Source organism: Xanthomonas sp. NCPPB 2586, from assembly GCF_041475775.2.
In the GTDB taxonomy this organism is placed as follows: Bacteria; Pseudomonadota; Gammaproteobacteria; order Xanthomonadales; family Xanthomonadaceae; genus Xanthomonas; species Xanthomonas campestris.
The window spans coordinates 4,134,327-4,155,911 of sequence record NZ_CM192981.1; the positions used below are offsets into that span (position 1 = coordinate 4,134,327).

Below are 21,585 nucleotides of genomic sequence, written 5' to 3' on the forward strand. Positions count from 1 at the left end.
TCGCTGCTTACTGGTACTTGATGTCCGAGTCGTAGCTGCTGCCGCCGGGGCGGCCATCCTTGCCCAGGCTGATCAGGTCGAAGGCCTGGCCATCGCCGGGCACGCGGTATTCGATGGTATGGCCCCACGGGTCGTTGAGCTCGACCGGCTTGGCGTACGGGCCCAGCCAACCACTGCTGCCACCGGGCTGGGTGACCAGGTCATCGAGCTTGCTCGGCAACTTGCCGGTGTCGAGCTGGAAGTTCTCGATCTTGCCGGCCAGGGTCTGGATCTGCGACTTGGCGAGGTTCGCCTTGCCGCGATCGGCACCACCGAGCACGCGGCTGCCGACCAGGGTGAGCACCGCGCCGATCAGCACGATGACGATGATGATTTCCAGCAAGCTCATGCCGGCCTGGCCTGCGCGCGACGGACTGCGGGTGATGGAACGCTTGATCATGAACGATTTCCTTGCACGTCGATGAAGGATGCTGCCGCCAGAAGATGACAAGGCCGGCACTGCAATGGTTCCCGCATGGGTGTCATGCGGTCACCGAAACGTTGTGGTGAATGTGGTGCGTGTACACGGGAGCGCGCGGCAGCATGCGAAGCGATGTCGCCAGTTGCACGCAGAGGAGCGGCAGCCAGCGCGTCATCAGCGATGCGCACGCCGGTTGCCAGGCGCACATCTACGCCTGCTGCGCGCCGCACGCGGCCACCACGCTCAACCGATGGCATTGGTGAGGTCATACAGCGGTACCAGCACCGAAATGATGACAAGCCCCACCACCGAGGCCAACACCAGGGTGATCAGGGGCACCAGCGCGGCCAACGCGCGGTCGATGGCCTGCGCAGTTTCCAGCTCGAAGGTGTCGGCGGTCTTGAGCAGCATGGTATCCAGTGCGCCCGACTCCTCGCCCACCTGGATCATCTGCAGCGCCAGCCGCGGGAACCGCTTGCCGCGCGCCAGCGACATCGACAGGCCATGCCCGTTCTTGACGTCGTCGGCCGCGGCGGCCACATCTTCGACCAGCGCGGTATTGGACATCACGTTGCGCGCGATGCCGATCGCGGCGAGCAGCGGCACACCGTTGCGTAACAAGGTGCCCAGCGTGCGCGTGAGCCGCGCGGTTTCCAGCCGTGCGATCAGGCTGCCGATGACTTTCTGGCGCAGCAGCCAAGCGTCCAGCGCAGCGCGGAACGCGGCATTGCGGCGCTTGCGATCCAGCCATAGACCGAGCACGCCAGGAATCACCACCAACACCAGCCACCAATCGCGCACCAACAGGCCAACGCTCAGCACCGCCTGGGTGAACCACGGCAAGGCTACGTCCAGGCTTTCGTACATCTGCGCGAACTGCGGCACCACATAGCCAAGCAGAAACAGCAGCGCGCAGCCGACCACCGCCAGCAGGATCGCCGGGTAGATCAGCGCGTTGATCACCTTGCCCTTGAGTGCGCGGCTGCGTTCCAGGTAGTCGGCCAGGCGCTGCAGGGTGTCCTGCATGCTGCCGCCGGCTTCGCCCGCGCGCACCATGTTGATGTAGAGCTTGGAGAACAGCCCGTGCTGGCGTTCCAGCGCCACCGACAACGGCGCGCCGCCGCGTACGGTGTCGCGGATGTCGGCGATGACGCGGCGGCTTTTGTCGTCTTCGGGCAGATCCATCAGGATCGACAACGCGCGGTCCAGCGGTTGCCCGGCGCCGATCAGCGTCGCCAGCTGCTGGGTGAACTGCACCAGCGAGGCATTGTCGAACGGCTTCTTGCGCAACAGCATGCGCAACGACGGCGAACCGTTTTCGCCGGTGGCCAGACGCGTTTCTACCGGCAGGTGGCCTTGCTCCTGCAGACGCAGCGCCACCTCGGCATCGTTGGCCGCTTCCATCTGACCATCGAGCATTTCGCCGTGCGCATCGAGCGCCTTGTAGCGGTACAGGGGCATTAGGCTGGGAGGCCGGGAATTGGGAATTGGGAATCGGGAATGGGGTGGAGCGCTTGGTCTCGGGGATTTGGGAGTCGGGATTTGGGATTTGGGAAACGCGCGGCGCTGTGGGCGATGGGTGCGGGGGCCTTTGCGTTGTAGCGCATGCGTGGGACTGCCTGAAAGCCCGCGTTATCAGCGTTAGATAGCGCGCAGCCTGCGCGCGTTGCTGCACTCGCTGCTCTCACGCATCCTCCGTGACGCGCAGGACTTCTTCGATGGTGGTTTCGCCACGCAAGGCCTTGGACAAGCCATCTTCGTACATGGTGCGCATGCCGGACTTGCGCGCCAACTGCTCGATCTCGCCCATGCCGGCGCGGCGCATCACCGCGCGGCGGAGTTCGTCGTTCATCACCAGGAACTCGACGATGGTGGTGCGGCCCAGGTAACCGGTGGGCGCTGCCGCCGTGGCGCGCGGGCGATACAGGAAGATCTCGCCGTCTGGCTGCAGCCGGCGCAGGTCGAAGCGTTCGATCTCTTCCGGCGATGCGGCATAGCGTTCGGCGTTGGCCAGGTCGAGTTTGCGCACCAGGCGCTGGGCCAGGATGCCGTTGATGGTGGAGGTCAGCAGATAGTCTTCCACGCCCATGTCGAGCAGGCGGGTGATGCCGCCAGCGGCGTTGTTGGTGTGCAGTGTGGAGAGCACCAGGTGGCCGGTGAGCGCGGACTGGATCGCGATGCGCGCGGTTTCCAGGTCGCGCATTTCGCCGATCATGATGATGTCCGGATCCTGGCGCACGATGCTGCGCAGCGCGTTGGCGAAATCCAGCCCGATCTGCGGCTTGGCCTGGATCTGGTTGATGCCTTCGATCTGATATTCCACCGGGTCTTCGACAGTGATGATCTTGACGTCGGAGGTGTTGAGCTGGCTCAGCGCGGTGTACAGCGTGGTGGTCTTGCCCGAACCGGTGGGCCCGGTGACCAGCATGATGCCGTGCGGTTGTTCGAGCACCTTGCGAAATTGCGGCAGGAAGTCTTCGGTGAAGCCGAGCTTGTAGAAATCGAACACCACCGTTTCACGATCGAGCAGACGCATCACCACGCTCTCGCCATGCGCGGTGGGCACGGTGCTGACACGCAGATCCAGCTCCTTGCCCTGCACGCGCAGCATGATGCGGCCGTCCTGCGGCAGGCGGCGCTCGGCGATATTGAGCTTGGCCATGATCTTGATGCGGCTGATCACCGCGGCGGTGAGCTTGGCCGGCGGGCTTTCGCCTTCCACCAGCACGCCATCCACGCGGTAACGCACCTTGAGCCGGCTTTCGAACGGTTCGATATGGATGTCCGAGGCGCGCAATTCCACCGCGTGCTGGATCACCAGATTCACCAGGCGGATCACCGGCGCTTCGGAGGCAAGATCGCGTAGCGCTTCGATGTCGTCGGTGCTGCTGGCATCGCCGTCGGCGGTTTCCACGATCGTGCCCATTGCGCTGCGGCCCTGCCCGTACCAGCGCTCGATCAGGTCGTCGATTTCCGAGCGCAGGCCCACGTGCAGCAGCAGCGGCAGGCCGGTGGCCAGGCGCACCGCATCGATCGCGTAATCGTCGTAGGGATCGGCAATCCACAGGTCGAGCCGGCCATCGCGTTCGCCGACCGGGCACAGATGAAATTGCTTGAGAAAGCGCAGCGACAGGCCCTGCACCTCAGGCAGCATTTCCGGCGGGGTGTCGCCGAGCTGGCGTGCATCCACCAGCGGCAAGCCGAGCACCTCGGCGCAGGTCTCGGCATGATCGCGCTCGGACACCAGCCCCAACCGGCCCAGCAGCGCCAACAGGCCCATGCCGGATTCGGCCTGCAGCTGGCGCGCGCGCAGCAGGTCGGTGTCCTTCAGACGACGGCGTTCAAGCAGTGCTTCGACGATGCGCGTTTCTGCACTTCGCTGCTCAATTGGATCGACGGCAACCGCGTTCACACTCGTCTCCACAAGTCCGGCGCCGACTGTAGCAGTTTGCCGCGACGATCAACCGCACCACTGCGAAAGGCCCTGAAAAACGAATGCCCCCGGTGATTGGCCGGGGGCATTCGGTCACACTATTGCAGCGATTACTGTCGCGCGACGAGCGTCAGCTTCGCGTAGTCCCCTGCACCCACCAGCTTGATGTAGTAGGTACCAGCCTTGGGTGCGGTGAAGCGCACCGTTTCGCTGTTGCCCGGACGGGTGGACTTGGCGTCGTAATCGGTTGCGGTGGGCTCGGCTTCGAAGCTCACGTAGACCGACACGTTACCGGTGCCGCCGTAGGTCATGAAGCTCAGCACCGCACCGGCCTTGGCTTCGAAGCTGTACAACGTGGAGCTGTTGTACTCACCGCTCAGGCCGGTCAGCGGCGCCTTGTTGGTCAGGGCAATGGCGGCCGGCGCGCAGGTCTCGGTGTCCGGGTCGCACGGCTCCACCAATACCGCTTCCAGCGCGGCCTTGGCGTCGACGATGCCGCTGCCGATCGGGGTGCTGGTCGGCGGGGTCACCGGGAAGCGGCGGCTGGCCTGCTTGAGCAGGGCTTCCATCGCCGCCGGGGTCAGCGGGCCATCGCCCAGGCCGATCGACGCGCTCTGCACCAGGGCCACGACGCCGGCCACGTGCGGGGACGCCATCGAGGTGCCGCCCATACCCATGTAGCTATAGCTACCGGAGGTTGGGGTGGTGGCGCCGTCGTAGCCGGCCTGCCAGATGTAACCACCCGGGTTGCCGTCCACGCTGCCGCCGCCGCCGGGACCGGACAGGTCCACCTTGCTGCCGTAGTTGGAGTAGTAGGTGATGCCGCCGGTGATGCGGGTGGCGCCGACGGTGATGGTGTTGTTGCAGCTCGCCGGTGAATGGTTGGCCGCATCTTCGCCGCTGTTGCCGGCCGCCACCACCACGGTGGTGCCGCGCGACACCGCGCCGTTGATCGCGACCTGGGTGGCCGGATCGCAGGGCTCGCCGCCGCCCAGGCTCATGTTGATCACTTCGGCCGGGTTGGTGTTGGCGGGGACGCCATCGACCGTACCGCCGGAGGCCCACACGATCGCATCGGCGATGTCGGAGGTGTAGCCGCCGCAGCGGCCGAGCACGCGCACCGGCAGGATGGTGGCCTTCGGCGCCACGCCCGCCATGCCCACACCGTTATTGGTTGCCTCGGCCACGGTGCCCGAGACATGGGTGCCGTGCCAGGAGCTTTCCTGGGCGACCGACCCGTCGTAGCAGACGTTATCGGCCTCTTCCCAGTCACCGTAGTCCAGCGCGCCCGGGACGCGGGCGTCGGTGGGGCGACGCGAGACTTCGGCGTCGGTGATGAAGTCATAGCCCTGCAACAGGTTGCCGGCGAAGTCCGGATGGCCCGGCAGGATGCCGGTATCCAGCACCGCCACCACCACGCCGGCACCTTGCGAGAGGTCCCATGCGGCCGGCGCGTTGATGCCGCCGTTGGGGTTGCTCAGGTGCCACTGGTACTGCGCATACAGCGGGTCGTTGGGGACCAGCTGCGGGCTCACGTCGGTCGCCGCAACGCTCTTCTTGATCTCGACCGGACGCAGCATGCGGTCGATCTGCACCTCGGCCACGGACGGGTCGTTCTTCAGCTCGACCACCACCTTGTCCACCTGTGCGGCGGTCAGCGTGCCGGACAGTTTGATCAGGTCCGAGCCAATGCCCAGCTTGCGCAGGTAGGTCGCCTTGGCGGCGGTGGCGCCAGCACGCGCACCGGTCACCGGTGCGGCACGGCCCACGGCCGATTGCACCACGCCCAGCTTGCTGCTGCGATCGCTCGCGGCGGCCGTGCCGTCCTTGTAACGCACGATCAACCGGCTGCTGAAATCGCTGGCGGCCGGCGCGGCTTGGGTCGGTTCCTTGACCTGCAACGCGGGGGCAGCAACGAGGGTGCCCGAAGCACCCAGGGCCATCATCAAGATGGCGCCAGTCAGCGGGTTGAGACGGAAATTCTTGTCGATCACGGTGAAGTCCTCTTCAGTTTTTCGTGGATCAGGCGTCAGTACGGCCATCACTCCCTGCGAATCCGTTGGCCGGCCAAGCCACGGTCCTCGCCCGCCCCCTCAGGCCTTGCTCTGTCGCGACGGCGCACGACGGCGCCGTCGCTGTTTTCAACCGTGCGTTACCAACCGAAACCGGCACCTACGCCGATCGAGCTGTCGTCGCCGCTCAATGCGCCACCGATGGTCACCGTGGCGCGCGGGCTGATTGCCCGCTGATAACCCACCGACAACGCCGACTCGCCGTTCTGGAAACCGACACCGGCACCGAGGCGGTTTTGCGAGGCAATACCGGCCACGCTGGCGGACATGTTCAACATCGCCGAGCCCATTGCGCCCTGACGGTCGAGGCGACGGTTCTGCCGGCGCAGGCGGTCTTCGATATCGCCCTGATAGGTTTCGAAGCTGTCGGCCATCGCGCTGTAACGGCTGTCGGTGTAGCTGTTGGCTGCGGCGACGCCGCTATCCAACTGGCCCTTGTTGACCGCATCGGTGGCGCGCGTACCGGCAGCCACATTGGCCACCTGACGCTCACCGCCCACGCTGCCCACCGAGACCGTGTTGGCACGGTCGGCAACCGAGCCCTGGCCGAGTGCCACCGCACCCTGCGCACTGGCGCGGGCACCCTGCCCGATCGCCGTGCCCGAGGCCGCACTCACCTGCGCGCCTTCGCCCATCGCCACAGCATTGGTCGCCACCGCAGCAATCTGCGTGTTGGCACCCACTGCGGTGCTGCCATCGGCATTGACGCGTGCATTGCTGCCAATCGCGGTGTCGTTGGGGCCGTGCGCATACGCGCTGCCACCAATCGCGGTGCCGGTGATGTGGTTGGCCACAGCGGCGTTGCCAACTGCCGTCGAGGTGGCTGCCGGCGTGGCCGTGCCAACGACCGCAGCGGTCGGCGTGCCCTGCACGCTTGCGCTGCTGTCAGTGACATCGCTGCTCGCGACCGTCGCTGATGCAGCCACCGCCGGAAACGCTGCAGTGCGCAGCGAAACCGTGCGTGCAGCGGTAGCCGTTGCGGTGCCGCCACGTGCATCCAGCTCGGTGACCTTGCTGTCCAACGCGGTCAATGCGGCACCGACGTTGTTGTAGCTGGCACCCTGGATGACGTAGGTCGGCGCAACGAACACGCCTTGCGCGCCGATCGCCGCACCACCGCCGAGGAAGCTGGCGGTATTGCTGAGCGACTGGAAGAACTGGCCGCCGTTGATCGCATCGCTGCTGGCATCGGCAATCGCACCGGCACCCACATTGACGATGCGACGCGTCGCCGGGCCACCGCGGCCGTTGCCGCTGCCCACCGACACCACGTTGGCTTCATAGGTGCGCGAACCGGAACCCAGCGCCACCGAGTCGGCGCCGCTGGCACCCGCATTGGCACCGAGGGCGACGGCGTTGGCGCCGCTCTGGCGCACAAAGGAGTTGTAACCCAGCGCAACGCCGTTCTCGCCAATGGAGTTGGTCTGCCGCCCCATCGCCGTGCTGTTCACGCCGCTGGCGCTACTGTCCACACCCATCGCGCTGGCGCCGGTGGCCGAGGCAGTGCTGCCTGCGGCTACCGCCACGCTGCGTGCACCGCTGGCGGTGGCACCGGCACCGGCGGCGGTGGCGCGATCGCCCGTTGCACGGGCCACGCCCTCGCCGGTGGTCTGCACCATGCCGCTGGTGGTCTGCACATCGGCCGCCAATGCATCCAGCTGGCCCTTGTTGACCGCATCGGTGGCGACTTCGCCGTCGCTGACATTGACGATGCGACGCGTTGCCGGGCCGCCGCGGCCATTGCCGCTACCGACCGACACCGTGTTGGCTTCGTAAGTGCGCGAGCCGGAGCCCAATGCCACCGAATCGGCGCCGGTGGCACCGGCATTGGCACCGAGCGCAACACCGTTGACCGCGCTCTCGCGCACGAACGAGTTGTAGCCCACCGAGACCGCGTTTTCGCCGATTACGTTGACCTGGCGGCCGACGCCGGTGCTGTTGATGCCGGTGGCCGACGCATCCACGCCGACCACGCTTGCACCAATCGCATCGGCGCGGCTGTTGCCGCCGATCGCCAGCGCGTTATCGGCCAATGCAGCGGCGCTCTGGCCCAATGCACTGGCGTTGACGCCGTCGGCATAGGAATTCCAGCCGATCGCGGTGGTGTAATCGGCCGTGGCCCATGCACCGCCACCGAAGGCCGCTGCACCGGTGCCCGACGCACGTGCCGGGATGAAACCGAAGAACGTGCTGCCGCCCACCGCCACGCTTTCATCGCCGGTGGCTTCGCTGAATTCACCCACGGCCACCGCGCTGGCGCCGGAGGCCAGCGACGCGGCACCCACTGCGGTGCTGTAGTCGCTGGACGCCACTGCGCCGTAGCCCAGTGCCGACGACAGGCGGCCGCTGGATTCGCTGTAGCCACCGAAGGCGGCACTGCCCACGTTGGACGCAGCGCTGCGGAAGCCGACCGCCGTGGCCTGGTTGTCCGAGGCCACTGCTTCGCTACCCAGTGCGGTGGCGTAGGTCGAAATGGCCTGCGCGCCGGCACCGTTGGCGGTGGCACCGATATCGCTGGCCAGCGCGTTGCTGCCCACCGCGCTGCTGTTTTCGCCCAATGCCTGGGCGTTGTTACCCAACGCTGCGGCGCCGATGCCGCTGGCCAGCGCATCCATGCCGACTGCGGTTGCGTTCTCGGCAACCGCCTGCGCACCTGCACCCACGGCGGTGCTGTTATCGCTGCTGGCATTGGCACCTTCGCCGGCGGCCAGCGCGTTGTCGCCTTCGATGTAGGCACCGGCGTCGCTGTCGTCGCTGCCGCTGGCCTTGAAGTACTTGCTGGTGCCCTGCGCGGTTTCGGCCACCGCGGTAAGTTGGTCCAGATTCACCGCATCGGTGCCTTGCGTACCGGCCGCGACATTGGTGATCTGGCGCTCGTTGCCGGCACTGCCCACCGACACCGCAAAGTCGCGATCGGCGACCGAATCGGCACCCAGTGCCACGCTGCTTTCGCCGGTGGATTCGGCGAAGTTACCAAGCGCGGTGCTGTTCAAGCCCGGAGCCCACGCCGCGCCGCCCAGCGCGGTGGAGAAGTCGCCGGAGGCCTCGGTCGGCAACAGGCCGAGCAAGGCGCCACCCACCGCCACGCTGTTGTAGCCGCTGGCAACGCTGGCCTGGCCGGCTGCGATGCTGTACGCACCGGAGGCAGTGGCATCGCCACCGACGGCCACGCTGCTGGAGCCGCTGGCGGTGCTGAAGTTACCCAGCGCGGTGCTGTTGAAACCGCTGGCGGTGGAATAGCCACCCAACGCGGTGGAGTAGTTGGAGGTGGCTTCGGCGCCAAAGCCGAATGCGGCCGCGCTGGTGCCATCGGCCACGCTCTCTGCACCGACCGCCGTGGCGGACTCGCCCGTGGCACTGGCGAAATAGCCCAGTGCAGTGCTTTCGGTGCCTTCGGCCACGCTCAGCGCACCACCGGCAAATGCACCATCACCGGACGCCCCTACCGCTGCGCCCACTGCCGTGCTCTGCGCACCGGAAGCTTCGCTTTCGCCGCCCAGGGCCACGCCGTAATCACCGCTGGCCTGGCTGAAAGCGCCGGTCGACACGCTGCCGTAGCCGCTGGCGGCGGCGTTATAGCCGGACGCATTGGCGTACTGCGCCGTGGCGCTGGCACCGCTGCCGATGGCGACCGCGCCTATCGCAGTTGCCTGGCTGCTGGCGCCGAATGCGCTGCTGTAGTCGGCATCAGCGGTGGCATTGGAGCCGGCAGCCGTGGCGTCTTCGCCCTGTGCGAACGCGGTGCCGTCACCGGTGCCCGCATACAGACGCGCGGTGGTCTCGGCAGTGCCGGCCACGGCGTTGAGCTGGTCCAGGTTCACCGCATCGGTGCCTTCGGTACCGGCGGCCACGTTGGTGATCTGCCGTTCGCTCCCCACGCTGCCTACCGACACCGTGTTGTCGCGATCGGCGATCGAACCTGCACCCAACGCAACGCCGTCGTCGGCAGGCGTATACGCACCGCTGCCGAGGCTGACGCTCCGCGTGCCCGAGGCGTTGGATTGCCAGCCCAAGGCGACGCTCTCGTTACCAGGCGCATAGGACTGGCCGCCAATCGACGTGGCGCTTCCACCCGTCGCAACGGCGTAAGTGCCAAGGGCGACCGAATAGTAGTTGCTTGAGTTCGCATTGGCGCCCAGCGCCACTGACGAATCATAGCTTGCCCGCGCATTTGCGCCCAACGCCGTGCTGTCGCCACCATCGGCCACACTTTCGGTGCCGATCGCGGTGTCGCGATCCATTCGCGCCACACTTTCAGCACCGATCGCCGTTGCTCCGCGCCCACTGGCGACGCTGGCGCCGCCCACGGTCGTGCTGAAATTTCCCGATGCCATGCTGTCGCTACCCAGCGCGGTGGCGTAGCCATCAACGGCACGGCTGTTGTTCCCCACTGCCGTGGCAGAGGCGCCACTGGCGGTGGCGTAGCCGCCGATGGCCGTGGAGTACGCATCGGCTTGGCTGCCCGCGCCCAGCGCAATACCCTGGTCGCCTTCAGCCTGCGCTTCCCAGCCCAGCGCGATACTCTCATCGCCAGCCGCATTGGATTGGCCACCGAGCGAAATCGCACGTGGGCCGTACGCGTTTGCGTAGGTGCCAACGGCAATCGAGCCAGTGTCGGCTGCATACGCATTCGCGCCCAGCGCGGTGCTGTCGTCACCGTAGGCCACGCTTTCGGTGCCGATGGCGGTACCACCCTCACCCCACGCCACACTGGCAAAACCCAGCGCGGTCGATGCCGCTCCATTGCCGATGCTTTCGTAACCGATCGCCGTTGCACCACGCCCATTGGCGATGCTGGTGCCGCCCACGGCGGTGCTGAAATAGCCGGATGCGTTGCTGTCGCCGCCGAGTGCGGTGGCATAGTCGTCGCCGGCACTGCTGTTGAAACCGACCGCAGTGGCATTGGCAATGCTGGCATTGGCGTTGCTGCCGACCGCCGTGGTGCCCAGCGCAGAGGCCAGGCTGCTCACGCCGAGCGCAATGCTCTCGTCGCCCGATGCATTGCTGGCACCGCCCAGTGCAACGGTGCGCTCGCCGAAGGCATTGCTGTTTGCGCCGATCGCGGTGGATGCAGTGCCACCTGCAGCGGCATTGGCACCGAAAGCAGCGCTGTCGGTACCGAACGCCACGCTTGCACCACCCACAGCGGTGCTGGTGCCGCCGAACGCCACGCTACCCACGCCCAGTGCAGTGGAGTCCGCGCCATTGGCGATGCTCTCGTAACCGAGCGCAGTCGCGCCGCTGGCGGTGGCCCGGGTTGCACCGCCCACGGCGGTGCTGCCATCACCCGAGGCACTGCTGTTGCCGCCGAGCGCGGTGGTGTTTTCCGCGACTGCGGTGCTGTTGAAACCGACTGCCGTGGCGTTATCGGTGGTGGCATTGGCGCCACTGCCAACTGCGGTTGCGCCCTGCGCCGATGCCACGCTGCTGGAACCCAGCGCGGTGCTGTAATCGTTGAACGCTGCAGCGTTGGAACCGGCCGCAACGCTGTCGACGCCTTCTGCAATCGCAGCGCCGTCGCCGGTGGCGACAAACGAACGCGCAGTGGCGGATGCAACGTCGGACACCGCGGTGAGCTGGTTGAGATTCACCGCATCGGTGCCTTCGGTGCCGGCGGCGACGCTGGTGATCTGGCGCTCCGCACCGGCTGCGCCCACTGACACCGTATCGGCGCGCGTGGCCACCGAGTTGGCGCCCAAGGCCACCGAGTTCGCGCCGCGTGCGGTGCTGTAATACCCGAGCGCGGTGCTGAGTTCACCGCTGGCCCACGACTCCGGGCCCACCGCGGTGGCGCCTTCGCCCGGTGCGTAAGCGAAGTAACCCACTGCAGTGGCTTCAGTGCCCGAGGCTTCGCTGAGCGTGCCGACCGCCGTGGTGTAGGTGCCCGAGGCAATTGCGCCGGCGCCAAGCGCGCTGGCGGCTTCGCCACTGGCCTGGGTCTGCACGAAGAACCCTAGCCCCGGAATCAGATCCACCGGGCCGCCGACGGCGGTGCTGCTGGTGCCGCTGGCGCTGGTCTGCGTGCCCACGGCCGTGGAGTAGTCGCCGGTGGCGTTGGACACCGCGCCGAATGCCGACGACTGCGCGCCGGCCGCGTAAGCGCCCACGCCATACGACGAGGCGGCGAAACCATCCGCGCTGGCGCTGGCGCCCACCGCGGTGCCGCCCACGCCGGCGCTGGTGGCACCGGTGTCAACCGGCACACCGCCATTGGTGATCAGCGGGTTGCCGTCTTCGTCCACGGCGGCTCCGCCCACCGCCACGCTGCCCGGCCCGTTGGCCTGCGCGTTGTAGCCGAATGCGGCGCTGTTCTGCCCCACCGCAAGCGCGTTCGCACCCATGGCGGTGGCATTGTCGGCCAGTGCATTGGCGCCGCTGCCCACGGCGAGCGCGCCGCTGCCGAAGGCGTTGGCGGCATCGCCGGCAGCCACCGCACCAGCACCATCGGCATATGCGCCGATGCTGTCGTCGCCCGGCTGTGCCTTGAAGAACGTGGCGGTGTCTTCGGCCACCTCGGACACGGCCTGCAGCTGCGCCACGTTGACCGCGTCGTTGGCGTTGACACCGGCGGACACGTTGGTGATGCGGCGCGTGGCCGGGCCGCCGCGGCCATTGCCGCTACCGACCGACACCACGTCGTCTTCGTGGGTGCGCGAACCGGCGCCCAGCGCCACCGAATTGGCGCCGGTCACGCCGGCATTGGCGCCGAGTGCCACCCCGTTTTCGCCGGCCTGGCGCACGAAACTGTTGTAGCCAATGGCCACTGCGTTTTCGCCGATGGCGTTGGTCTGGCGGCCGATCGCGCTGCTGTTGACGCCACTGGCGCTGCTATCGGCGCCGGTGGCCACCGCGCCGGTGGCGCTGGCGTTGCTGCCTGCACCGATCGCGGTGGCATGGGCGGCAGGTGCCGACGCGCCGCGGCCAACTTCAACCGACTGCGCACTGGCGGAAAGGGGAATGGCGATGCCGGCGCTACCCAGCGCCAGGGCGATCGCGGCGGCCAGGGAGAGTCCCTGACGGCGGTCAATCAGCGCGGCCGATGCCACGCTTCCCGGGCTGTCGCCGCTGGCCAATTCCGATGCCACGGCCCACACACCCAACGATTTGTTCCAGACCTTGCGATAAATCCGATTCATCGACGTCCTGCTCCTGAAGTGGACTGGTTTTTAGCGATTCCCCACCACCGCAGAAGCCTTCCAGCCAATGCGATCCCCCTGTGGTTACTGGCGCCATGGGCCGGGTGGCGGTGCGCGGAATTCCCCGCACCTTGGGATAGTCAAAAAATGAACGCTACCCAACCATAGAACTGGGCGAAGTGTTAACAGCGCTCAAATCGGGCGTCAAGTTTTTGACACGCCACGTGCATAAGAGTGATAGACGTCACGCTTCAGGCTGGTTTTATTAGTTTTTCGATAAATCTTTGGAAAACAGCCACCTAGGTCACGCCATGCCGCACGCCGCCACGCTGAATAGGCGTGTCCGGGCAAGACAAAAAAACCCGCTGGCAGGACGCCAGCAGGCTTGGTTGCGCAAAAAATGGGCAGGAAACCGGTCAGGCCGGCGGCCAACGCTCCCCGCGTTGGCCGCTGCCGGAATCAGCCGGGCCCGGATGCGTCGCGGGCGCCAACAAATCGTCGCCGTGCGCGTTGCGCAGCACGGCGTGTCGGATCACTGACGCGCGAGCAGGCTGACCCCGTCGAAGCTGGCGCCATCGAGTTTGACGATGTAGGTGCCGGCACGCGGCGCGCTGAGGCGCACGGTCTGGCTGGTGCCGAGCAACGGTGCCGATCGCCCGCGTATTTTCAACGTGCAGGCATGCGACCCATTCCGCCATAAACGCGCCGCTCACGACCGTCATTCAACTCAGTTTGCTTCATTGAGGCCTGACTGCGATTGGTCCGGCATGAAGAAAACAATCACCACGCCCGTGAGCTCAAGCCGCCCTTAGGGTTTAGTGAAACGCAATCGCCCACCTTTTGTCGACGGAATAGACAGCGCAAAGCAGCAAAAAGATAGATATGCCGAAAAAATATGGCAGAAATTTTATAACTCGCAACGCCGACAGAATCCATTTGAAAGCGAGATCCGGATGAGATTAACTTCACGCATGCAAATATATTATTTTTTTATAAATACCAATCAGCATTTAAGTTAATAGAAAACAGGTATTTCTTTAGATTCTAGAAACATGCGATGCAGACACGCGACCACCGGCCACGCTGGATTGAGCAGGTGCAGGGCACTGACTCAGCCCCCCCCTGCATCTGCGCAGCTGACGTGCAGCAGCCAAATCGCACCCAATCCTTGGTAGGCGCCGCTCATCCAGCACCGCTGCATCCATGTGAGCCTGATTCGGGCCAACAACATTGCGATGCCACGCTGGGAGAGCCTCCTCTCCCGTGGATGTTGGCGTAGCGTCCGCGTCCAATCGGTGCCCGCCAGCTCGGCGGTACGCGCCCCGCCCCCCCACAGCCGATGCTCGCCAACTGCGGCGGCATCAGCGCGCATTGCAGCGACGGGCGCGCAGCTTTCGTGCGATCCGATCACCCAAACAACAACGGCCGTGTGCATTGCTGCACACGGCCGTTCGTTGACGCTCTCAACGCGGCATCACCCGATGCCGCGTCACATCACTCAACCACACCACACCCGCGCATTGCGGAACATGCGCAGCCACGGCGAGTCCTCGCCCCAGCCCGCCGGATGCCAGCTCAGATTGACCGAGCGCGGCGTGCGCTCCGGATGCGGCATCAAGATGGTGGCGCGCCCATCGGTGCTGGTCAGGCCGGTGATGCCGTCGGGCGACCCGTTCGGATTGAGCGGGTACTGACTAGCCACCGCGCCGTCACCGTCGATGAAGCGCAGTGCCACGCGCGCCGCGGCCTGATCCACCGCCGTGTCGAATTCGGCGCGGCCTTCGCCATGCGCCACTGCCACCGGAATACGCGAACCGGCCATGCCCCGCAGCAGGATCGACGGCGATTCCACCACTTCCAGCAGCGCCGTGCGTGCTTCGAACTGCTCGCTGCGGTTGCGCAGGAAGCGCGGCCAGTGCTCGGCACCGGGAATGATGTCCTTGAGCTGGCTCAGCATCTGGCAACCGTTGCACACGCCCAGCGCAAAGGTATCGCTGCGCGCAAAGAACGCGGCGAACGCATCGCGCAGTGCCGCACGCTCCCGGATCGAGGTGGCCCACCCGCGGCCGGCGCCCAGCACATCGCCGTAGCTGAAGCCGCCGCAAGCCGCAAACCCTGCGAACTGCGCCAGGTCCACGCGGCCTTCGATCAGGTCGCTCATGTGCACGTCGAACGCACGGAACCCGGCACGCTCGAAGTTGTAGGCCATCTCGATCTGGCCGTTGACGCCCTGCTCGCGCAGGATCGCCACCTTCGGCCGTGCACCGGTCGCCACGAATGGCGCGGCCACATCCTCGGACGGGTCGAACACCAGCTTCGGGCGCAACCCCGGCGCCTGGAAGTTGCGGGCCACCGCGCGTTCCTCGTCGGCACTGTCCGGGTTGTCGCGCAACTTCTGCATGGCGTGCGTCACCGACCACCACGCATCGAACAACGCTTCCCAGCGCCATTCGGCCAACACCCGGCCCTGGCCGCTGACACGCACGCGCGGCGTGCCGGTGGGGCGTGCGATGCGTTGCGCGCATTCGGTCAGTGCATGCCGCTCAACCAGATCGGCAAACGCGGCGCGGTCTTCATTGGCGATCTGCACCACCGCGCCCAATTCCTCGTTGAACAGGCTGCGGAAGGCATCATCGCCCCAGGCATCGAGCGTGATATCCAGGCCCTGGCGCGAGGCAAACGCCATTTCGCACAGCGCGGCAAACGCACCGCCATCGCTGCGATCGTGATACGCCAGCAACAACCCACCCTCGCGTGCATCGCGGATCAGTTCAAAGAACTGGCGCAGCCGCTGCGGGTCATCCAGATCCGGTGTTTCACCACCGAAGGCCGGCAACGCACTGTCATCGGCATACACCTGTGCCAGCACCGACCCACCCAGACGCTGCTTGCCGCCACCCAGGCCGATCAACCACAGCTCGCTCTCATCCTCGCGCTGCAGCAACGGAGTGAGCTGCGTACGCACATCGCTGACCGGCGCGAATGCACTGATGATCAACGACACCGGTGAAACGCTTTTCAGCGTTCCACCGGGAGTCGGGAGTCGGGAATCGGGAATGGCAGAAGCGGACGGTGCTGGCGTTTCACCATTCCCGATTCCCGATTCTCCATTCCCGACCTGCCACTGCGCCTGCATCGACAGCGAGTCCTTGCCCACCGGGATGCTGAGCTCCAGCGCGGGGCACAGTTCCATGCCAACCGCACGCACCGCGTCGTACAGCAAGGCGTCTTCGCCGGCGTGTCCGGCGGCAGCCATCCAGTTGGCGGAAAGCTTGATGCTGTCCAGCGTCTGCACCGGCGCCGCACACAGGTTGGTGATCGCTTCGCCTACCGCCATGCGCGCCGAGGCCGCGGCGTTCAGCAGCGCCAACGGCGTGCGCTCGCCGATCGACATCGCTTCGCCATCGAAGGTCTCGAACCCGGCCAGCGTGATTGCGCAATCGGCCAACGGCAGCTGCCACGGCCCGATCATCTGCTCGCGCGCGGTCAGCCCGCCCACGCTGCGATCGCCGATGGTGACCAGAAAGCTCTTGGACGCCACGGTCGGATGCGCCAACACGCGCAACCCGGCCTCCTGCAGATCCAGCACCCCGGTCTGCAGCACCGGCCACTGCGGCGCCGCCGGATGCACCGCATCGCGGTGCATTTTCGGCGCCTTGCCGAACAGCACGTCCATGGGCAGGTTGATCGGGAGCGGAGAATCGGGAGTGGGGAATAGGGAATGGGCAGACGCGGCGTCGGCAGCCGGCAACGCGCTGTTGCGATTCCCGATTCCCGATTCCCGATTCGCTGCGTCAAAAACGCCATACCCCACCACCAGCCGTTCCTCGGCCGTGGCCACGCCGACGGCGGCGAACGGGCAGCGTTGGCGTGCGCAGATCGCGGCGAATTCATCCAGGCGCGCCTGTGGTACGCCGAGCACGTAGCGTTCCTGCGATTCGTTGCACCACAACTCCAGCGGCGACAGCGACGGGTCGTCGCTCGGCACCCTGGCCAGGTCGATCACTCCGCCCACGCCGGAGTCGTGCAGCAACTCGGGGATCGCGTTGGACAGGCCACCGGCGCCCACGTCGTGGAACCAGCGGATCGGGTTATCGGTGCCCAGTGCCACGCAGTGGTCGATGACCTCCTGGCAGCGGCGTTCCATCTCCGGGTTCTCGCGCTGCACGCTGGCAAAGTCCAGCGCCTCGGCGCTGTCACCGGCGGCCACCGAACTGGCGGCGCCGCCGCCCAGACCGATCAGCATCGCCGGGCCACCCAGCACGATCACCGCATCGCCCGGTTGCAGGCGCAGCTTTTCGACCTGGTTGCGGTCGATCGCGCCCAGGCCGCCGGCCAGCATGATCGGCTTGTCGTAGGCGCGGGTCAGGCCCTGGCCTTCGGCCAGCTCAAAACTGCGGAAGTAGCCAAGCAGGTTCGGCCGGCCGAACTCGTTGTTGAATGCCGCGCCGCCGAGCGGGCCGTCGAGCATGATGTCCAGCGCCGGCGCCATGCGCGGATTCAGCGCGCGCGGCGCTTCCCACGGCTGCGGCAAGGTCGGGATGCGCAGATGCGACACCGAAAACCCGGTCAGGCCGGCCTTGGGCTTGCCACCGCGGCCAGTGGCACCTTCGTCGCGGATCTCGCCGCCGGCACCGGTGGCCGCGCCCGGGAACGGCGCAATCGCGGTGGGATGGTTATGGGTTTCCACCTTGATGGCGAAGGCCGAGGGCACCACCGCTTCGCTGCGGTATTCGCCGGTGGCCGGATCGGGGCGGAACCGCGCCGCCGGCACGCCTTCCACCACCGCCGCGTTGTCGCTATAGGCCGACAAGGTGTGCTGCGGGGTCTGCTGGTGGGTGTGCTTGATCATCCGGAACAGCGAGCGCTCCTGCGGCTTGCCGTCGATGGTCCAGCTGGCGTTGAAGATCTTGTGCCGGCAGTGCTCGGAGTTGGCCTGCGCGAACATCATCAGTTCGACGTCGGCCGGGTCGCGGCCGAGCGCGGCAAAGCGCTCGCGCAGGTAGTCGATCTCGTCCTGCGCCAGTGCCAGGCCCAGATCGCCATTGGCCTGTTCCAGCGCATCCAGCGGGATGCGTTCCAGCTGGCCGGGATCGGGCACGTTGAACAGCGCTTCGGCCGCTGCGGCCGAGCCGAGCAACGATTGCGTCATCGGGTCGTGCAACAGCTTGGCCACCGCGGCCTGATCGGCCTCGCCTTCCGGCCACCCGGCCAGATCGATCCGGGTGCCGCGCTCCACGCGCTGGATCGGCTGCCCGGCTCCGCGCATCAGCTCGGTGGCCTTGCTCGACCACGGCGACAGCGTGCCGAGCCGTGGCACCACGTAGCGCGAAGAGGCAGCCTCATCGCGCGGCGCAGGCGCCGGCTCGGCCTGCAGGATGCGCTGCAAGGTGGCCTGGTCGGGCGTGCGCCCGGCATCGGCACGGATGAAGTACACGTGCCAGGCGCCAGTGAGACGCAGCGCGGGGACGAGCGTTTGCAGGCGGGTTTCGAGCCGAGCGCGGCGGAACGGCGAAAGGGCGGAAGCGCCCTCGAGGACCATCATGTCCGGGGAACCGTGTCAGAAACGGGGCCGATTATTGTAACGGAGGTTGGCCGGCCGGCGCCGACCGGGCGCCTTTGCCGCGTTCCGGCCGATCAGGCGGGCTGCGGAGCTTCTGTAGACCCGTCGCTGCGGCCTGCTGTGGCCGGCCAGGCGAGCTTGGTCTCAACCTGGCCTCAGCCCATGCCCTACACAACACGCAGCGGGCAAGTGCGCATGCGTGCAGCCCAGACAGCACAAAGGCCGGGACACTCATGCATCCCGGCCTTCGTTGATGTCCCGCGGCCAGAGACCGCGGTCGTGCGCTACCGGGCCTGGCCCGGCATGGCCGCCTTAGCGGCTGCCGCCCGCCGTGGTGACCGCGCGCTTTTCCAGCGCTTCGCGCAGCTGTGCCGGCGGCAGGTAGCCACCCAGCTGGGTGCCGTCGGGCGCGAAGATCGCCGGGGTGCCGTTGACGCCCAGGCGCTGGCCCAGGGTGTACTCCATCGACACCGGGTTCTTGCAGTCCTTGGCGTTGACCGGCTGGCCGGACTTGGCCGCAGTGAGCGCCTGCTTGCGGTCGGCTGCGCACCACACCGCGATCATTTCCTTGTGGTCCTGGCTGCCCAGGCCCATGCGCGGGAAGGCCAGGTATTCCACCGCGATGCCCTGCTTGTTGAGTTCACCGATCTCGCTGTGCAGCTTGCGGCAGTAGCCGCATTCCACATCGGTGAACACCGTCACGGTGTACTTCGGGTTGGCCGGCGCGAACACGATGCGGTCAGCCTTGGGAACGGTCTGCAGCTGCTTGCGGCGGTAGGCCAGCAGGCCCTCGCTGGCGGCGAACTGCTTGTTCTGGATGTCGAACGGCTGCGCCTGGATCAGGTACCGGCCGTCATCGCTGACGTACAGCACCTGCCCGCCGACGACCACTTCGCGGAAGCCCGGGAACGGGGCCGCGCCGATGTAGTCCGGCTTGAAGTCCGGGTCCAGCGCCTTGAGCGCGGCGCCCACGCGCTGGTCCACATTGCCCGAGGCCGGTGCGGCGGCAGGCTTGGCGGCGGTGTTGCTCGCGGCCGGCTGCGAAGACTGCGCGCAGGCGGTAAGGCTGATCGCGCCGAGCAATGCGGCGATGGCAAGACGATACATTCACGCATCCAGTGCAGTGGGATGGCGCGATTCTCGCACAGCGCGGATGAAGCTTGGCCGCGTTCGCTGGACCGCTTCGTTGCAGGCGCCGCGCATGCGCCCGATGCAATGGCGGGCGGATCGAAGCGCCCAGAGGCGAACTGCGACGCGGCCGGAGCGAAGCGTAAGTGCCGCACCGGTCGGGAGCATCGGGAAGGCCTAGCTGGCTGCGGCAACCGCTCGCAGCCACCGCACCGCTCGCAATCGCGGCATCAGCCGCGCGGATGATGCCGGGCGTGCAAGGTCTGCAGATGCTGGCGCGCCACCAGCGTGTAGATCTGCGTGGTGGAGAGCGAACTGTGCCCCAACAGCATCTGCAGCGCGCGCAGGTCGGCGCCGTGATTGAGCAGATGGGTGGCAAAGCTGTGCCGCAGGCCATGCGGGCTGACCGTGTCCGGGTCGATGCCGGCAACCGCCGCATAGCGTTTGACCAGGCCCCAGAACTGCTGGCGGCTCAGCGGCCGGCGCGCGGCGTCGATGAACAGCGGAACCTGCCCGTCCACCGCTGGCACCGCCTTGCGCTCGGACAGAGTGGGCCGCGCGGTCTCCAAATAACGTTCCAGCCAGTGCTGGGATTCCTCGCCCAGCGGCACCAGCCGTTCCTTGCTGCCCTTGCCGGTGACCCGCAGCACGCCCTGGCGCAGGTTGATCGCCACGGCCGGCAGCGTGACCAGCTCGCTGACGCGCAGGCCGGCCGCATACATGAGTTCGAGCATGGCGCGATCGCGCAGGCCCAGCGGCGTGCCGATCTCCGGGGCCGCCAGCAGCGCATCGATCTGGCTCTCGGTCAGGGCCTTGGGCAGCGAGCGCGGCACGCGCGGCGGATCCAGCAGCGCGGTGGGGTCGTCGCTGCGCACGCCATCGCGCAGGCACAGCGCGTAGAAGCCGCGCAGGGTCGAGAGCAGGCGCGCATTGCTGCGCGGCGCGTAGCGCGCCTCGGTGCGCCAGCGCAGATAGTCGAACAGCGCGCTGCGGTCGGCGCCCTGCAGGCCACCGCCGGCGCCATCGCGCCACCGCGCCAGCCCTTCCAGATCGCGCCGATAGCTGTCCAGGGTCTGGCGCGCCACGCCCTGTTCGGCCCACAACCGATCCAGGAAGCGCTGGATCGCCTGATCGTCCTCCGCCCGCAGGGGCGGCAGTTGCTGGGCACGTTGGCGGCGTTCGGCGGGACTGCTGGCAGACATTGCCCAAGCTTAGGGCCTGCCGCGGCGCTGACGGTAGCCCCGCATCGCCCGCTTGCCCGATCGCCAGCGCCGGCTATGCTCGCGGGCATGACCTCGATCCCTGCCCCGCTGACCGCACGCGCACCTGCCCTGGTGGGCTGGCGACTGCTGGCGCTGTGCTACGACGCCTGGCCGGTGCTGGCACTGTGGATGCTGCTCTCGGCCGGCTTCACGCTGGGATTCACCCTGGCCGGGCATCCGGCGCGCGAGAACATCGCCCCTTTCAGCGGCTGGCAGTGGCTGTTGTGGCTGTGCTGCTGGATTGCGGCGGGTGTCTACGCCACGGTGAGCTGGCGCCATGGGGGCCAGACGCTGGGCATGCGCCCGTGGCGACTGTCATTGACCGGCCCGCAAGCCTGCTGGCGCGCGTTGTGGATCCGCTATGCCGTCGGCACGCTGTCGCTGGCCCTGGGCGGCGTGGGATTCTGGTGGGCATGGCTGGATCGCGACCGGCTGACCTGGCATGACCGCGCGAGTGGCACCAGGCTGCAGCGGCTGGCCAAGCCGTCGCGCTGAGGGTGAACGCACCGGCACATTGACCACTAACGCTGT

The 21,585-nt window shown here is 67.1% G+C and carries 9 protein-coding genes and 1 pseudogene; 1 reads left to right on the forward strand and 9 read right to left on the reverse strand.

From position 1 onward, the window contains the following. Positions 1 to 7: 7 nt before the first annotated feature. The 9 genes and pseudogenes from gspG to xerD form a co-directional block, all read right to left on the reverse strand. Positions 8 to 439, reverse strand: a complete 432-nt coding sequence (gene gspG / locus ACCQ09_RS18140) for a type II secretion system major pseudopilin GspG (RefSeq protein WP_011035902.1) — start codon at positions 437 to 439, stop codon at positions 8 to 10. 264 nt (positions 440 to 703) lie between these two features. Further along, positions 704 to 1,921, reverse strand: coding sequence for a type II secretion system protein XpsF (gene xpsF, locus ACCQ09_RS18145; RefSeq protein WP_012439246.1), 1,218 nt, complete (start codon positions 1,919 to 1,921; stop codon positions 704 to 706). 223 nt (positions 1,922 to 2,144) lie between these two features. Continuing rightward, entirely contained in the window at positions 2,145 to 3,872 is a 1,728-nt protein-coding gene (gspE, locus tag ACCQ09_RS18150; RefSeq protein WP_016945112.1) for a type II secretion system ATPase GspE, read from the reverse strand. 131 nt (positions 3,873 to 4,003) lie between these two features. Then, positions 4,004 to 5,887 (reverse strand): S8 family peptidase, encoded by a 1,884-nt coding sequence (locus ACCQ09_RS18155; protein ID WP_040942390.1) that lies wholly within the window; start codon positions 5,885 to 5,887, stop codon positions 4,004 to 4,006. 158 nt (positions 5,888 to 6,045) lie between these two features. Further along, the gene (locus ACCQ09_RS18160) at positions 6,046 to 13,101 is read right to left on the reverse strand and encodes an ESPR-type extended signal peptide-containing protein (RefSeq protein ID WP_228427842.1); all 7,056 of its coding nucleotides are present in this window, start codon (positions 13,099 to 13,101) and stop codon (positions 6,046 to 6,048) included. A 532-nt stretch (positions 13,102 to 13,633) separates the two neighbouring features. Further along, positions 13,634 to 13,738, reverse strand: a pseudogene (locus ACCQ09_RS18165) (serine protease); the annotation flags it as partial. A gap of 861 nt (positions 13,739 to 14,599) precedes the next feature. Next, positions 14,600 to 18,646 carry a phosphoribosylformylglycinamidine synthase gene (gene purL, locus ACCQ09_RS18170; RefSeq protein ID WP_228427841.1) on the reverse strand — a complete coding sequence of 1,349 codons (4,047 nt, stop codon included), beginning with the start codon at positions 18,644 to 18,646 and terminating at the stop codon, positions 14,600 to 14,602. Positions 18,647 to 18,976: 330 nt separating this feature from the next. Further along, positions 18,977 to 19,771 (reverse strand): DsbC family protein, encoded by a 795-nt coding sequence (locus ACCQ09_RS18175; protein ID WP_012439251.1) that lies wholly within the window; start codon positions 19,769 to 19,771, stop codon positions 18,977 to 18,979. 251 nt (positions 19,772 to 20,022) lie between these two features. Continuing rightward, a complete protein-coding gene (gene xerD, locus ACCQ09_RS18180; RefSeq protein WP_075286165.1) occupies positions 20,023 to 20,994 on the reverse strand; it encodes a site-specific tyrosine recombinase XerD in 972 nt (323 codons plus the stop codon). Between the two features lie 87 nt (positions 20,995 to 21,081). Here xerD and ACCQ09_RS18185 point away from each other — a divergent pair, with 87 nt between their 5' ends. Continuing rightward, entirely contained in the window at positions 21,082 to 21,549 is a 468-nt protein-coding gene (locus tag ACCQ09_RS18185; RefSeq protein WP_029217152.1) for an RDD family protein, read from the forward strand. The last annotated feature ends 36 nt before the right edge of the window (positions 21,550 to 21,585 follow it).